This is a genomic window from Micrococcaceae bacterium Sec5.7, assembly GCA_039636785.1.
In the GTDB taxonomy this organism is placed as follows: domain Bacteria; phylum Actinomycetota; class Actinomycetes; order Actinomycetales; family Micrococcaceae; genus Arthrobacter.
This window is the reverse complement of sequence record CP144169.1, coordinates 2,752,913-2,767,127: the sequence shown is the minus strand read 5'-3', so window position 1 is coordinate 2,767,127 and position 14,215 is coordinate 2,752,913. Positions and strand designations below refer to the sequence as shown.

Below are 14,215 nucleotides of genomic sequence, written 5' to 3'. Positions count from 1 at the left end.
GGAAAGGAAGAGAAAAATGTCACGTATTGGACGTCTCCCCATCACCGTTCCTGCCGGCGTTGAGGTCAAGGTTGACGGCTCTGTCGTCAGCGTCAAGGGTTCCAAAGGCGAGCTGAGCCACATTGTGGCCAGCCCGATCGAGGTATCCCTGGAAGAAGGCACCCTGACCGTCGCCCGCCCGAACGACGAGCGCGCCTCCCGTTCGCTCCACGGCCTGACCCGCACCCTGATCTCCAACATGATCCAGGGCGTTACCCAGGGCTATGAGAAGAAGCTTGAAATCGTCGGTACCGGTTACCGCGTTCAGGCCAAGGGATCTGACCTTGAGTTCGCTCTCGGCTACAGCCACCCGGTAAATGTCTCCGCTCCGGTTGGCATCACCTTTGCAGTAGAGACCCCGACCAAGCTCTCTGTTTCAGGCATCAACAAGCAGCAGGTCGGCGAAGTTGCTGCCAATATTCGCAAGCTGCGCAAGCCCGACCCCTATAAGGGCAAGGGCATTCGCTACGCCGGCGAAGTCATCCGCCGCAAGGTCGGAAAGGCTGGTAAGTAACCATGGCCATCGCAATTAACAAGAAGCGTACGAACAAGAGCAAGTCTGCTGCACGCAGCCGCCGCCAGCTTCGTATCCGCAAGCGCATCTCCGGAACGGCTGTACGTCCTCGTCTGGTCGTCAACCGCTCCGCACGCCACGTATTCGTCCAGGTTGTCGATGACACCAAGGGCCTCACCGTAGCGAGCGCGTCCACACTGGAAGCCGACCTTCGTGCATTCGACGGTGACAAGACTGCCAAGGCCAAGCGCGTTGGCGAGCTGGTTGCCGAGCGTGCGAAGGCTGCCGGTATCGAAGCTGTTGTCTTCGACCGCGGTGGTAACAAGTACCACGGCCGGATCGCCGCCGTCGCTGACGGCGCACGTGAAGGCGGGCTGTCACTGTGACCGAAGCAAACAAGGAAAAGGACACTGTGTCTGCTGAAGAAAAGGCGCCTGAAGCTGTAGCTGCTGAGGCAACTGAGACCACTGCGCCCGCCGCAGCCGCTGATGACCGCCGTGGTGGCGCTCGTCGTGGCGAGCGTGGCGACAAGGGCCAGGGCCGCGGAGACCGTGGTGGCCGTGGTGGCCGCGATGGTGGCCGTGAAGCCGAGAAGAGCCAGTTCGTAGAGCGCGTCGTAACCATCAACCGTGTTTCCAAGGTCGTCAAGGGTGGTCGTCGCTTCAGCTTCACCGCCCTCGTCGTCGTCGGTGACGGCAACGGTATGGTCGGCGTTGGCTACGGAAAGGCAAAGGAAGTGCCTGCCGCAATCGCGAAGGGTGTTGAAGAAGCCAAGAAGTCCTTCTTCCGCGTTCCCCGCATCGGCAGCACCATTCCCCACCGTGTACAGGGTGAGGCCGCTGCAGGCGTCGTAATGCTGCGTCCGGCTTCTGCCGGTACCGGCGTTATCGCCGGTGGCCCGGTCCGCGCCGTACTGGAATGCGTGGGCATCCACGACATCCTCTCCAAGTCCCTCGGTTCCTCCAACGCCATCAACATCGTTCACGCGACCGTTGATGCGCTGAAGCGTCTCGAAGAGCCGGCAGCAGTGGCAGCACGCCGCGGCCTGCCGCTGGACGAGGTTGCTCCGCCGGCCATGGTTCGTGCAATTCTGAACCAGAAGGCAGGTGTCTAGCAATGGCTAAGAACCTGATTCCCTCCGACTCACAGTTGGAGATCACTCAGATCAAGTCCGCCATTGGCGGCAAGCAGAACCAGCGCGACACCCTGCGGTCCCTCGGCCTGAAGCGGATCGGACACACCGTTGTCCGCACCGCCGATGCCGTGACCGTTGGAATGCTCAACACGGTTCCGCACCTGGTAAAGGTAGAGGAGGCGAAGTAAATGGCAGAGAAGAACACCGCCGAAAAGGCACAGGGCGCCACTGCTGAGAAGCAGAACGCACTGAAGGTTCACCACCTGCGTCCCGCCCCGGGTGCCAAAACCGCCAAGACCCGTGTTGGTCGTGGTGAAGGTTCCAAGGGTAAGACCGCCGGTCGCGGTACCAAGGGTACGAAGGCCCGTTACCAGATCAAGGCTGGCTTTGCCGGCGGCCAGTTGCCGCTGCACATGCGCCTTCCGAAGCTGCGCGGTTTCAAGAACCCGTTCCGGGTTGAGTTCCAGGTTGTAAACCTGGACAAGCTCAACGAGCTGTTCCCGGAAGGTGGCACAGTCACCGTGGAAAACCTGGTCGAAAAGGGTGCCGTTCGCAAGAACCAGCCCGTCAAGGTGCTTGGCACCGGCGACATCACCGTCAAGGTGGATGTCACCGTCCACGCATTCTCGGCCAGCGCCGCAGAAAAGATTGCTGCAGCAGGCGGAACCACTACCGCTCTCTAAGAGACGGTGGGGCGCATGCCCGTTGTATAAACTCCCGGTCCGCGGGGCTCAGGCCCTGTGTACCGGGAGTTTTTCAATTCCGCGACCCCTTCGATTGTTCGCAGAGCACATCCAACCGTTAGACTCTGTTGTTGGGTTTTATTGACCTGCACACACAACTCTTATGACAATTCAGGAGGACGCTTGCTTAGCGCATTTGGCCGGGCCTTTCGCACGCCTGATCTGCGACGCAAGTTGTTGTTCACGCTGGGAATCATCACAATCTTCCGCTTGGGTGCGTTCATTCCCTCGCCTGGTGTGAGCTTCCAGAATGTCCAGCAATGCTTGCAAAACGGTCAGACCTCAGGCGGCATCTACCAGCTCGTTAACCTGTTCAGCGGCGGCGCGTTGCTGCAGGTGTCGATCTTCGCCTTGGGGATCATGCCCTACATCACGGCAAGCATCATTGTGCAGCTGCTCCGGGTGGTCATTCCCCGGTTCCAGGAGCTCCATGACGAGGGCGCCTCAGGGCAGTCCAAGCTGACGCAGTACACGCGTTACCTAACCATTGCCCTTGGTCTGCTGAACGCCACGACGCTGGTGTCGCTGGCTCGTTCCGGACAGTTGCTGCCCAACTGCCAGCTGCCGATCATCCCCGACACAAGCATCATCACCACCATCCTGGTCATCATCACGTTGACCGCGGGTACCGGCCTGATCATGTGGATGGGCGAGCTCGTCACGGAAAAGGGTGTGGGCAACGGCATGTCGCTGCTCATCTTCACGGCGATCGCTGCTGGATTCCCCAAGTCCCTGGGGGCTATCTGGACGTCACAGGGCCCGGGAACGTTCTTTCTGGTCCTCGCCGTGGGCCTGCTGACCGTTGCACTCGTTGTGTTCGTTGAGCAGTCCCAGCGCAGGATTCCGGTGCAGTATGCGAAGCGAATGATCGGACGCCGCACGGTGGGCGGCACCAGCACCTACATCCCCATCAAGGTGAACATGGCCGGCGTCATTCCGGTCATCTTTGCCTCGTCCATGCTTTACCTGCCCGGGCTGATCTCGCAGTTCAACCAGCCCAAGGCCGGCGAGCAGCTCCAGCCGTGGGTTGAGTGGATCAACAACAACCTGACCCGCGGTGACCACCCCATCTACATGGCGCTCTACTTCGCCATGATTGTTTTCTTCACTTACTTCTATGTCGCGATCACCTTCAACCCTGAAGAGGTCTCGGACAACATGAAGAAGTACGGCGGCTTTATCCCGGGTATCCGTGCCGGCAAGCCGACCGCGGACTACCTGCAGTACGTCCTTGCCCGGATCACGCTGCCCGGCGCCCTGTACCTGGGCTTCGTGGCACTGATTCCGCTGGTAGCGCTCGTGCTGATCAACGCAAACCAGAACTTCCCGTTCGGTGGCACCTCGATCCTGATCATGGTGGGCGTTGGCTTGGAAACCGTCAAGCAGATTGACGCGCAGCTACAGCAACGTCACTACGAAGGGCTTTTGCGATGACGAGAATGTTGATTATTGGACCTCCCGGCTCCGGCAAGGGCACCCAGGCGGAACGCATTTCGGAACGCCTCGGCGTTGTTGCGATCTCCACGGGGGATATCTTCCGGGCCAACGTCAAGGGCGAAACCCGCCTCGGCATAGAAGCCAAGAAGTACATGGACGCCGGCGACTTTGTTCCTGACAGCGTCACCAACAAGATGGTCCGCGACCGGCTCCAGGAGGAGGACGTCGAAAACGGCTTCCTCCTGGACGGTTACCCGCGTACCACCGCGCAGGTTGACTACCTCGACGAGATCCTTGCCTCCGGCGAACAGAAGCTCGACGTCGTCCTGCAGCTGACTGCCGACGACGAAGAACTCGTTTCGCGCCTGCTTGGCCGGGCGAAGGAAACCGGCCGCAGCGATGACAACGAAAGCGTCATCCGGCACCGCCTTGACCTCTACCACGAGCAGACGGAAACCGTGGTGGCCAAATACGCCGAGCGGGGCATCCTTACTCAGGTTGACGGCATCGGCGGCATCGATGAAGTCACCGACCGCGTGATGCAGGCAATCAAGGCGGCCCAGACCGCCTGATCCAGGCATTGAGCTACGAGGCTCCTCCCGCTTGCCGGGAGGAGCCTCAGCCATTTAGCCGCCGTACGCGGACCTCCCGCACAAATAGCCAGCGGCGGCACCGTTGAAAGGACCCTGCAGATGGCATTCGGCCAGCCCCGGATTGAATACAAAACAAACGCCCAGATGCGCACCATGCATGAAGCCGGACTCGTCCTGAGCCGCGCCCTGGACGCCGCGGTGGCAGCGGCTGCCCCGGGCGTCACTACCAGGCAGCTGGACGATGCCTTCGCCGCTGTGCTCAACGAGGCCGGCGCCAAATCCAACTTCCTCGGCTACCACGGCTTTCCGGCCACCGTCTGCACTTCCGTCAACGAGGAAGTGGTGCACGGGATCCCCGGCGGCCGCGTGCTGCAGGACGGCGACATCATCTCGATCGACGGCGGCGCGATTGTGGACGGCTGGCATTCGGACTCGGCCCGCACAGTGATTGTGGGCTCGGCCGATCCCGAAGACCAGCGACTCTCCGACGTCACGGAGACCGCCATGTGGCACGGCATCGCCGCGCTGGCCACCGGCAGGTTCGTGGGAGACATCGGCGCCGCCGTGGACGACTACGTTGCCTCGGTACAGGGCAAGCCGCTGGGCATCCTGGAAGACTACGTGGGCCACGGGATCGGTTCGGAGATGCACATGGCACCGGACGTCCTGAATTACCGCACCACCCACCGTGGCCCCAAGATCCGCCCGGGACTCTGCCTGGCGATCGAGCCCATGCTGGTCCGCGGCAGCATCGAAACCGCTGTGCTGGACGATGATTGGACTGTTGTCACCACAGACGGCAAGCGCTCGTGCCAATGGGAGCACTCCGTGGCCGTGCATGACGGTGGCATCTGGGTGCTTTCAGCGCCCGACGGCGGTGCGGAGCGGCTTGCGCCGCTGGGCGTGGTCCCCGTCCCGATCCCCTGAAGAAGCGCAAACTTCCCGGCGACACGAAAAATCCCTGACGACACTGGAAATTCAGCGTCGCCGGGGATTTTGCGCGTCGGCAGGCAGGAACGGCAGCGGCCACCAGCAGGCACAACGTTGGTTTTGGACCCCGGAAGAGATGCCTGAGGAGCACAATGGGTTCATGGCAGCCATTACCGATGTGACCGGAATCCAAGTGGGCCATGCCCAGAAGTCCGGCGACGGCTGGCTTAGTGGTGTGACGGTGGTGCTCCCGCCGGCCGGCACCGTGGGATCCGTTGATGTCCGCGGCGGCGGCCCGGGCACGCACGAGACCGACGCCCTGGACCCCACCACGCTTGTTTCCACCGTTGATGCCGTGGTGCTCACCGGCGGCAGCGCGTACGGGCTGGTCTCCGCGCACGGGGCTCAGCGCTGGTGCGAGGAGAACGGCAGGGGGTTCGTCGTCCCTGGCGGTGTGGTGCCCATCGTTCCGGCCGCTGCCATTTTTGACCTGGGAAGGGGCGGCGACTTCGCTGCCCGCCCGGACCAGAACCTGGGGTACGCGGCCGCGGCGGCCGCTGCAGCGTCCGGTGAGAAGGCCGACGTCGGACGCGGCAATGTGGGCGCCGGCACCGGAGCCGTGATCGGCCGGGGCAAGTTCAAAGGGGGAGTGGGAACCGCATCCATCACCCTGGAGAACATCTCCCCCGACGGGCCGGTGGTGGTGGGTGCCATCGCTGTCGTCAATGCGCTGGGACTACCGTTCGGTGATTTCGACAAGCTCGATCAGCGGCAGCCTCAGGTCGACCAGCTTCTCGGGACGCCGGTTGATTTCGACAAACCCAATCAGCGGCAGGACAACCCCGATCACCAGCCGCTCAACACCACGCTTGTGGTGGTTGCTACGAATGCCGTGCTTGATGCTGCTGAATGCAAGAGGACTGCCTCGGCTGCGCATGCGGGACTGGCTCGGGCATTGAATCCGAGCCATACCTTGGCTGATGGGGACACGGTGTTTTGTCTGGCTACCGGGGAGGTTGCGGTGGACCGCAGCACGGAAGCTGCCCGGCAGGTGAGTCTCATTACCCTGCAGAGTGCGGCAGCCCACGTCGTGCGTCTGGCCATCCTGGACGGGATCGCCAGCGCGGTGAGTGTCAGCACTCCGGCCGGGGAATTTGCTGCGTACGGGGACTCTGTAGGTTAGTCTGTAGGATTTCGTAAATACACACCGGTGTAGTAGTGTTGCATGTTGGTTGTCTGCCCTTCCACGCCCTTTTGTGGCCTGGAGGCACCAGCCAATCAATCAAAAAACGTTCGCAGTCATGACCGGTGCCAACCGGAGGGCTGTGGCAACAACAGTTAGCGGAGGGTATGGCCAAGAAGGACGGGGTCATTGAGATCGAGGGCGTTGTGACTGAGGCGCTGCCCAATGCGATGTTTCGCGTTGAGCTCACCAACAAGCACATCGTTCTGGCACACATCTCAGGGAAGATGCGCCAGCACTACATTCGAATCCTCCCTGAGGACCGGGTAGTGGTGGAACTGAGCCCGTACGACCTCACTCGTGGTCGTATCGTCTACCGCTACAAGTAAACACCTGGGCGGCCAGAGCAATTGCCGAAGGCCGGTCCAGTTGACCAACTGCAACACGCAAAGGAATGCCATGAAGGTCAAGCCGAGCGTCAAGCAGATCTGCGAAAAGTGCAAAGTGATCCGCCGTAATGGCCGGGTCATGGTGATCTGCGAGAACCCGCGCCACAAGCAGCGCCAGGGCTAATTTCCCTCTTCGGGAAATCCTGGGTTGCTAACCCACGCAAGTAAATAAAAGGCAGCACAAGCTGAATTGGGACGTATGAGCCCGGACAGCTAACCCCCGGTCGGAGGCTGGGGCCGCACTGAAAGTGCGGGTGTACTGCCTACGACCTCCGGTTTATTCAAGGAGCACTGCCACTATGGCTCGTCTCGCTGGCGTAGACATTCCCCGCGAAAAGCGGTTGGAAATTGCGCTTACTTACATCTACGGCGTGGGCAAGACCCGTGCACACGAAACCCTGGCTGCCACCGGCATCAGCGCTGACGTCCGCGTTAAGGACCTCAGCGATGCCGAACTGGTCCAGCTGCGTGACTACATCGAGGTCAACTACAAGGTTGAGGGTGACCTTCGCCGCGAAGTAGCAGCAGATATCCGCCGCAAGGTGGAAATCGGCAGCTACGAAGGCCTGCGTCACCGCAAGGGCCTGCCAGTACGCGGACAGCGTACGAAGACCAACGCCCGTACCCGCAAGGGCCCGAAGCGTACCGTCGCCGGCAAGAAGAAAGCCGCACGCTAGAAATAGCGTCCCGCTTACCCCCGTAACTTTCTGTAGGAGAAATAATGCCCCCGAAGACTCGTGGCGCGGTTCGCAAGCCGCGTAAGAAGGACAAAAAGAATATCGCGCTTGGCCAGGCGCACATCAAGAGCACGTTCAACAACACCATCGTTTCCATCACGGATCCGAACGGTGCTGTCATCTCCTGGGCTTCCTCAGGCGAGGTTGGCTTCAAGGGCTCACGTAAGTCCACCCCGTTTGCTGCCCAGATGGCTGCCGAAGCTGCTGCCAAGCGTGCGCAGGAGCACGGCATGCGCAAGGTTGACGTTTTCGTCAAGGGACCGGGATCCGGACGCGAGACCGCAATCCGCTCGCTGCAGGCCGCTGGCCTCGAGGTCGGCTCCATCCAGGACGTCACCCCCGCAGCGCACAACGGCTGCCGTCCGCCGAAGCGCCGCCGCGTCTAAGCCTTTTCCGCAGCAGGAGCTTGCCCGGACCGTCACTGGTCCGGGCAAGCCCAGCCGCGTTAAGTCTTCAGACCGAACTTTCCACCACCTGTGTTGCGTCATATAGCGGATGCTCGCCGAAAGGAAACCTAAGTGCTCATTGCACAGCGCCCCACCCTCTCCGAAGAGGTCGTCTCCGAAAACCGCTCGCGTTTCATCATTGAACCGCTGGAACCGGGCTTCGGCTACACGCTCGGAAACTCCCTCCGCCGTACCCTGCTCTCCTCCATCCCCGGTGCTGCCGTAACCAGCATCCGGATCGATGGCGTGCTGCACGAGTTCACCACGGTTCCGGGTGTGAAGGAAGATGTCACTGAGATCATCCTGAACATCAAGAGCCTGTCCGTGTCCTCCGAGCACGATGAGCCGGTTGTTGCCTACCTGCGCAAGCAGGGACCCGGAATCGTCACCGCCGCGGACATCGCTCCGCCGGCCGGCGTCGAATTCCACAACCCGGATCTGCACATTGCCACGCTGAACTCGAAGGGCAAGTTCGAACTCGAACTGACCATCGAGCGCGGCCGCGGCTACGTTTCGGCAGCTCAGAACAAGTCCGGCGATTCCGAGATCGGCCGCATTCCGGTCGACTCGATCTACTCGCCGGTGCTGAAGGTTACTTTCCGCGTGGAAGCAACCCGTGTTGAGCAGCGCACTGACTTCGACAAGCTCATTGTCGACGTTGAGACCAAGCAGGCCATCGCCCCGCGCGATGCCGTTGCTTCGGCAGGTACCACCCTGGTGGAACTGTTCGGTCTGGCCCGCGAGCTGAACACCGCAGCTGAAGGTATCGAGATTGGCCCGTCGCCGACGGACGCTGCCCTGGCAGCGGACATGGCACTGCCGATCGAGGATCTGGACCTCACCGTCCGTTCCTACAACTGCCTCAAGCGTGAGGGCATCCACACCGTGGGTGAACTCGTTGCCCGCTCCGAGGCTGACCTGATGGACATCCGTAACTTCGGTGCGAAGTCCATTGACGAGGTCAAGGCAAAGCTGGTTGAACTGGGCCTGTCCCTCAAGGACTCGCCTCCCGGGTTTGACCTCGCAGCACGCGCCGCAGCAATTGAAGAGGACGACGCCGCTTTCGGCGACGACGAACTCTAACAAACAGATCTTGGCTGGCGGGCTGGATGCACCATGGTGTGCGCAGCCCACCGGCTTCCATATGAGGAGAAACTATTATGCCTACACCCGCTAAGGGTCCGCGCCTCGGAGGCGGAGCGGCTCACGAGCGTCTTATGCTCGCGAACCTGGCAGCCGCACTGTTCGAGCACAAGCGGATCACCACCACGGTGACCAAGGCCAAGCGGCTGAAGCCGTACGCAGAGCGTCTGGTGACTTTCGCCAAGCGCGGCGACCTGTCTTCCCGCCGTCGTGTACTCGGTCTGATCAGCAACAAGGGCATTGTCCACGAGCTGTTCACCGACATTGCACAGGCAGTGGAAAACCGCGACGGTGGCTACACCCGCATCACCAAGATCGGCAACCGCAAGGGCGACAACGCTCCCATGGCTGTCATCGAGCTGGTTCTTGAGCCGGTTTCCGCCAAGCAGGCTGTTGTAGCCGAAGCCACGACGGCTGCTGAAAAGGCCGCTCCGGTTGCCGAGGAATCCGCCACGGTGGCTGAGCCTGTCGAAACCGAAGCCGAAGCAGCTGAAACCGAAGAGGCTCCGGCCGCTGAGGACGCCGCCGCTGAGTCTGCAAAGGACGCGAAGTAATTCGCTGAAACCTTCGCATAGACTTGAGTCTATGAGTGACCAAAAACCCGCTGCCCTCGTTTTGGGGGGCGGCGGGTTTTTGCGTGTCCGGCTGGATCTCGCGTACGACGGCGGCCCGTTCAACGGGTGGGGGATCCAGCCACGTTTGCGGACGGTCCAGGGAGTCCTGGAGGCTGCGCTGGCACTGCTGATCCGGCGACCCGTGAGGGTGACGGTGGCCGGGCGCACAGACGCCGGGGTGCACGCCCGCGGCCAGGTGGTGCACCTGGATCTCACGGAGACCGAGTGGCTGGGATTGAACAGGGGAGCGGAGCTCGATCCGGCTGCGGCGCTGTTGCGCCGGCTGCGGGGGGCCCTGAGCAGGGGGCTGGGTGACCTGACAGGCGCCGTGGAAGTGCACAGGGTGGGTCTGGCGCCGGAAGGCTTCGACGCCCGCTTCTCGGCGCTCTGGCGCCGCTACAGCTACCGCATTGCGGACGGGCCTGCCCTGTGGGATCCGCTGGGCAGGTATTCAACGCTCTGGCACAAGGAAGAGCTGGATGTTGACCTGCTGAACAAGGGTGCGTCGCAGCTCCTGGGGCTGCAGAATTTCCTGTCCTACTGCAAGCCGCGCGCGGGTGCCACCACCATCCGCGAGCTGCAGCGTTTTGAGTTTGCGCGCGGCACCGACGGCGTGATTGTTGCCACTGTCCAGGCTGACGCGTTCTGCCACAACATGGTGCGCTCTCTGGTGGGCGCTGCCTTGTTTGTGGGCGAAGGCGTGGAGGAGACGGGCTGGCTGCACGAGCGGCTGCTGGCCAAGAAGCGCGATGCCAAGTCGGTGCTGGCCGCGCCGCACCCGCTGGTGCTGGAGGAAGTGGCATACCCGTCCGTTCACGAAATGCTCGCGCGGGCCGAACTGACCCGGGCCAGACGGATGTAACGCCTGCTGACGGCTGTCAGCTGAGAATGTCAATCTGGTCGGGACCGCTTTGGCCGTCTGATTTGAGCCCACCCCCAATTCGCCGGACGGGCGGGCATCTTGACGGTGATGATCGTATTAGGACATGGACCGGTGTGACTCACGCCTTGACTGACGCTTCTTGAAGCTGTCTTTAGCATGATCCGTGCACCGGTCCGCGGCCCTGCATCAAGCGCGTTGGCCAGGCGGACATGACCTAATAGGACCCTTACATGAATCCACAGAGAAATCACCGGCCAAGATGCGCCCTTGACTACCACGCAGACGCGGCGTCCCAGTTCCAACGATGTGGGAGGCTCTCGGGTCGTTGTAGGAATCCGACAAAACTCTTTTGCTCACACCCGACCTACCGCGCGGAGCCCTGGCGCTGAGGCCGGGCTAGTCAACGTCCCCGGGGACACCAGAGGTCTCCTTGCCAACGGCGGAGCACACATGATCAGTCGAAGCCGAAAATTCCGGTCTGGGGTGCACCATAGGGTAGGGGCAGCGTCCGGGCCCACGCCCCTAGCTTTGGCCCGGCAACGTCCTTTTCTGCGGTGCTGACGCCGTCGATGACTCGTTCTCTTATGGGTGTGATGGCACGGATACGGTCATGGATGCGGTCTTTTCCCGAGTGTCACGACGTTGTCGGGGAAAATTGATTCGACCTTTCCCACGACATTTCGAACTCCCGCTTCGTCCAGGAACCCGGCGAGCGTTCCTTCGGCCAAGGTCGGAATGCATTTCCTGGTGCCGCCGGCGCCCCAAACCCGACTTGACGGCTCACGCCACATTTAGCGCACGGTCCCGTTCCATTACTACCAGACCCCGTTTCTCAGTAGTTTTTGCAGTCGTCACAGAGCGCCCGCTACTACACCAGCGCCGGTGTGCCGGCGGCGGCCCGGGCGAACCACGGCGCGGTAACCATTTCGATGAATGTGTCCACCACCTCATTGCGCCAGATGAACGAAGTCCACAACGGCTGCTCCCCGGCGGCGATCCGCCCCCACGAGCAGCCACTTTGCCGCGACGGAGCTGAGGATCAGCACGCTCTGTCAGTGAAGCGCAACGGTGTCATTTTCGACTCGGTCGCCTGCATCCTCGTCGAGCGGATTCTGTTCCCCATCAGGGTGGCGCTTCTCGGCGGCGTCTTTCCGTGTCAGTGTCAGGTATACGACGACGACCAGGACGACGGCGAGGAAGGTGACGCTGGTGCCTGTGGTGCCCAGACCCAGCCCGCCGTCGTCGGGGGACTGGGAGAGGAAATCGCCCAGTGACGCGCCGAGGGGCCGGGTCAGAATGTAGGCGCCCCAGAAAGCCAGCACCGCGTTCAGCCGCAGACCGTAGCGGGAGAGGGCGATGGCGGCGATGGCGGCAGCGAAGAGCATGGCGGAGGGCCAGTAGCCGACGTCGAAGCGCTCTGCGACGAGGTCACCGGCGGCGGTGCCGAGGGCAAAGGTGAAGAGGATGGCGAGCCAGTAGAAGCCCTCCCGGCGCGAAGTGGTGATGGCGTGGATCGACAGGGTCCGCTCAACGGCGAACCAGGCGCCGAAGGTGGCTGCCAGGGCCACGGCGAAAATGAGGGTGGACACTTTCAACGGCACGTTCAGGGTGTCCGTCAGGAAGTCGGTGAGAAGGGTCCCGACCACGCTGATCAGGACAACGGCCAGCCAGTAGATCCCGGGAACATACTTCCGTGCGCGGAACTGGACGACCAGCGCCGCCGCGAGGAGGGCGGCCATCAGCAGGCCGGTCCCCTCCAGGCCAAGATCCAGGTTGGTGTTGAGGTAGTCCGCGGCGGTTTCACCCACCGTGGTGCACAGGACCTTGATGACCCAGAAGTAGACAGTGACCTCGGGTACTTTGTTCAGCAGCCGCAGGGACGAGCCGCTGCGCAGGTTCGGTGGTGTGGTTTCCATGGTCGAACTCTGTCATCGGATTCTTGACACACCCTGAGAGCTGGCCGTGAGTATGCCTCGGTAGCTTGACGCTGCGCCCATGCGCCGTCATGTTTGGGTGAGGGACATGTCTGGGCTAGGCAGGACACCCTGTCAGCGCATCTGTAACGGCCGTGACGTTGGGGCCGCCGGGCGTTCTCTCGACGGGAAGGTGTTATCGATGTACAGCACCGACGCAACGCGACCGGCTGGCCGCAGCCGCTGGAGAGCGTGGCAACCACTGGCGGTGGCGTTCACCCTTGTCGTCGCGGTCGGCCTCGCAGGATGCCAATCGGGGCCGCCGACCACGCCCGGCGCATCCAAGGCCGCCACGTCCCAGTCCGGAACCGGGTCCCAGCTGTCGTCTGCGGGCGCGGCACCCGGGTCCGGCTCCCCTCAGCCGTCTGTGGGTGCGGCACCCGGAACCGGGTCCCAGAAGGGGCCGTCAGGAACGATCCCGGAGCATGTCTTCGTCATCAATTTGGAAAACAAGGGATACGACGCGGTGTGGGGGCCGGGCTCAGAGGCGCCCTACCTTTCCCGAACGCTCCGGGCCCGGGGTGTGCTGCTGACGCACTACTACGGCACGGCTCACCATTCCGCCCCTGATTACATCGCCCAGATTTCAGGGCAGGGATCCAATGCCATGAACCGCGACGATTGTCCGACCTACGCACCGTTGACGCCTACGGGAACGGCGGCGGCCGGGCAGGTGCAGGGCACCGGCTGCGTTTATCCGGCGTCCATGCCGACCCTGCCCGGCCAGCTGAGTCCGGCCGGGAAGACCTGGAAGGGGTACATGGAGGACATGGGGACGCCCTGCCGCCACCCCGAGCTCGGCGCCAAAGACGACAGCCAGAAGGCCAAAGCCGGCGATCAGTACGCGACCCGCCACAACCCGTTCGTGTATTTCAGGTCCATCACGTCTTCCCCGGAATGCGCGAGCAACATTGTCGACTTCAGCAACCTGGCGGCCGACCTTGGATCCGTCCGGACCACGCCGAACCTGTCCTACATCACCCCCAACCTGTGCAACGACGGCCACGACAGCCCCTGCGTCGACGGCCAGCCCGGCGGCCTGGCCAGCGCCGATGCCTGGCTCCAAAAGCAGGTCCCTTCCATACTGGACTCGCCGGCGTTCAACAAGGACGGGATGCTGGTCATCACCTTCGACGAAGCCGAAGGCGACGCGGCCGGCCCGACGGGGATGCCCGGAGGCACCGCCGGTGGTCGGGTCGGTGCGCTCGTACTCTCACCCCTCACGACGGCCGGCACTACCTCGGACACCGCTTACAACCACTTCAGCCTGCTGGCCAGCATCGAGGATATCTTCTCGCTTCCCCGTCTGGGCTACGCCGGGGCACCCGGGCTGAACAGCTTCGGGACGGACGTCTTCAACGCCCGCCCGTAGCCGGGCGGACCGCGAGTGCGTCTC

18 protein-coding genes are annotated in these 14,215 nt (G+C 62.5%); 17 read left to right on the top strand and 1 reads right to left on the bottom strand.

Annotated features, from left to right (window positions below; all coding sequences use genetic code 11):
- The first annotated feature begins 16 nt into the window (after positions 1–16).
- From rplF to V3C33_13070, 16 genes are all read left to right on the top strand, one after another.
- Positions 17–553 carry a 50S ribosomal protein L6 gene (rplF, locus tag V3C33_13145; protein XAS66435.1) on the top strand — a complete coding sequence of 179 codons (537 nt, stop codon included), beginning with the start codon at positions 17–19 and terminating at the stop codon, positions 551–553.
- Between the two features lie 2 nt (positions 554–555).
- A complete protein-coding gene (gene rplR / locus V3C33_13140; protein ID XAS66434.1) occupies positions 556–939 on the top strand; it encodes a 50S ribosomal protein L18 in 384 nt (127 codons plus the stop codon).
- Positions 936–1,667: a 30S ribosomal protein S5 gene (gene rpsE / locus V3C33_13135; protein ID XAS66433.1), complete on the top strand. Its 732-nt coding sequence runs from the start codon at positions 936–938 to the stop codon at positions 1,665–1,667. The genes rplR and rpsE overlap by 4 nt, the downstream gene beginning before the upstream one ends.
- Positions 1,668–1,669: 2 nt before the next feature.
- Positions 1,670–1,876, top strand: coding sequence for a 50S ribosomal protein L30 (gene rpmD, locus V3C33_13130; protein XAS66432.1), 207 nt, complete (start codon positions 1,670–1,672; stop codon positions 1,874–1,876).
- A complete protein-coding gene (gene rplO / locus V3C33_13125; protein XAS66431.1) occupies positions 1,877–2,371 on the top strand; it encodes a 50S ribosomal protein L15 in 495 nt (164 codons plus the stop codon).
- Positions 2,372–2,554: 183 nt separating this feature from the next.
- Positions 2,555–3,865 carry a preprotein translocase subunit SecY gene (gene secY, locus V3C33_13120; protein XAS66430.1) on the top strand — a complete coding sequence of 437 codons (1,311 nt, stop codon included), beginning with the start codon at positions 2,555–2,557 and terminating at the stop codon, positions 3,863–3,865.
- A gap of 5 nt (positions 3,866–3,870) precedes the next feature.
- Entirely contained in the window at positions 3,871–4,440 is a 570-nt protein-coding gene (locus V3C33_13115; protein XAS69738.1) for an adenylate kinase, read from the top strand.
- Between the two features lie 120 nt (positions 4,441–4,560).
- On the top strand, positions 4,561–5,388 hold the full coding sequence (map, locus tag V3C33_13110; GenBank protein XAS66429.1) for a type I methionyl aminopeptidase: 828 nt from the start codon (positions 4,561–4,563) through the stop codon (positions 5,386–5,388).
- 163 nt (positions 5,389–5,551) lie between these two features.
- Complete coding sequence (locus V3C33_13105) at positions 5,552–6,574, top strand: P1 family peptidase (GenBank protein ID XAS66428.1); 1,023 nt, start codon at positions 5,552–5,554, stop codon at positions 6,572–6,574.
- A 167-nt stretch (positions 6,575–6,741) separates the two neighbouring features.
- Positions 6,742–6,963, top strand: coding sequence for a translation initiation factor IF-1 (gene infA / locus V3C33_13100; protein XAS66427.1), 222 nt, complete (start codon positions 6,742–6,744; stop codon positions 6,961–6,963).
- 70 nt (positions 6,964–7,033) lie between these two features.
- Positions 7,034–7,147 (top strand): 50S ribosomal protein L36, encoded by a 114-nt coding sequence (rpmJ, locus tag V3C33_13095; protein XAS66426.1) that lies wholly within the window; start codon positions 7,034–7,036, stop codon positions 7,145–7,147.
- Positions 7,148–7,322: 175 nt separating this feature from the next.
- Positions 7,323–7,700, top strand: a complete 378-nt coding sequence (gene rpsM / locus V3C33_13090; GenBank protein XAS66425.1) for a 30S ribosomal protein S13 — start codon at positions 7,323–7,325, stop codon at positions 7,698–7,700.
- Between the two features lie 44 nt (positions 7,701–7,744).
- The gene (gene rpsK / locus V3C33_13085) at positions 7,745–8,146 is read left to right on the top strand and encodes a 30S ribosomal protein S11 (GenBank protein XAS66424.1); all 402 of its coding nucleotides are present in this window, start codon (positions 7,745–7,747) and stop codon (positions 8,144–8,146) included.
- A gap of 132 nt (positions 8,147–8,278) precedes the next feature.
- Positions 8,279–9,289 (top strand): DNA-directed RNA polymerase subunit alpha, encoded by a 1,011-nt coding sequence (locus V3C33_13080; protein XAS66423.1) that lies wholly within the window; start codon positions 8,279–8,281, stop codon positions 9,287–9,289.
- Between the two features lie 77 nt (positions 9,290–9,366).
- On the top strand, positions 9,367–9,903 hold the full coding sequence (gene rplQ / locus V3C33_13075) for a 50S ribosomal protein L17 (protein XAS66422.1): 537 nt from the start codon (positions 9,367–9,369) through the stop codon (positions 9,901–9,903).
- A 31-nt stretch (positions 9,904–9,934) separates the two neighbouring features.
- Positions 9,935–10,825: a tRNA pseudouridine synthase A gene (locus V3C33_13070; GenBank protein ID XAS66421.1), complete on the top strand. Its 891-nt coding sequence runs from the start codon at positions 9,935–9,937 to the stop codon at positions 10,823–10,825.
- 1,073 nt (positions 10,826–11,898) lie between these two features.
- Here the strand turns inward: V3C33_13070 and V3C33_13065 are convergent.
- Positions 11,899–12,762, bottom strand: coding sequence for a hypothetical protein (locus V3C33_13065; protein ID XAS66420.1), 864 nt, complete (start codon positions 12,760–12,762; stop codon positions 11,899–11,901).
- 199 nt (positions 12,763–12,961) lie between these two features.
- On the opposite strand from V3C33_13065, the gene V3C33_13060 reads away from it, so the two are divergent.
- Positions 12,962–14,191 (top strand): alkaline phosphatase family protein, encoded by a 1,230-nt coding sequence (locus tag V3C33_13060; GenBank protein XAS66419.1) that lies wholly within the window; start codon positions 12,962–12,964, stop codon positions 14,189–14,191.
- The last annotated feature ends 24 nt before the right edge of the window (positions 14,192–14,215 follow it).

Excerpts from the sequence above, each read along its gene's own strand:
- rplF (XAS66435.1), top strand. The coding sequence starts at position 17 with ATGTCACGTATTGGACGTCTCCCCATCACCGTTCCTGCCGGCGTTGAG.
- rplR (XAS66434.1), top strand. The coding sequence starts at position 556 with ATGGCCATCGCAATTAACAAGAAGCGTACGAACAAGAGCAAGTCTGCT.
- rpmD (XAS66432.1), top strand. The coding sequence starts at position 1,670 with ATGGCTAAGAACCTGATTCCCTCCGACTCACAGTTGGAGATCACTCAG.
- rplO (XAS66431.1), top strand. The coding sequence starts at position 1,877 with ATGGCAGAGAAGAACACCGCCGAAAAGGCACAGGGCGCCACTGCTGAG.
- V3C33_13115 (XAS69738.1), top strand. The coding sequence starts at position 3,871 with ATGTTGATTATTGGACCTCCCGGCTCCGGCAAGGGCACCCAGGCGGAA.
- map (XAS66429.1), top strand. The coding sequence starts at position 4,561 with ATGGCATTCGGCCAGCCCCGGATTGAATACAAAACAAACGCCCAGATG.
- V3C33_13105 (XAS66428.1), top strand. The coding sequence starts at position 5,552 with ATGGCAGCCATTACCGATGTGACCGGAATCCAAGTGGGCCATGCCCAG.
- infA (XAS66427.1), top strand. The coding sequence starts at position 6,742 with ATGGCCAAGAAGGACGGGGTCATTGAGATCGAGGGCGTTGTGACTGAG.
- rpmJ (XAS66426.1), top strand. The coding sequence starts at position 7,034 with ATGAAGGTCAAGCCGAGCGTCAAGCAGATCTGCGAAAAGTGCAAAGTG.
- rpsM (XAS66425.1), top strand. The coding sequence starts at position 7,323 with ATGGCTCGTCTCGCTGGCGTAGACATTCCCCGCGAAAAGCGGTTGGAA.
- rpsK (XAS66424.1), top strand. The coding sequence starts at position 7,745 with ATGCCCCCGAAGACTCGTGGCGCGGTTCGCAAGCCGCGTAAGAAGGAC.
- rplQ (XAS66422.1), top strand. The coding sequence starts at position 9,367 with ATGCCTACACCCGCTAAGGGTCCGCGCCTCGGAGGCGGAGCGGCTCAC.
- V3C33_13070 (XAS66421.1), top strand. The coding sequence starts at position 9,935 with ATGAGTGACCAAAAACCCGCTGCCCTCGTTTTGGGGGGCGGCGGGTTT.
- V3C33_13065 (XAS66420.1), bottom strand. The coding sequence starts at position 12,762 with ATGGAAACCACACCACCGAACCTGCGCAGCGGCTCGTCCCTGCGGCTG.
- V3C33_13060 (XAS66419.1), top strand. The coding sequence starts at position 12,962 with ATGTACAGCACCGACGCAACGCGACCGGCTGGCCGCAGCCGCTGGAGA.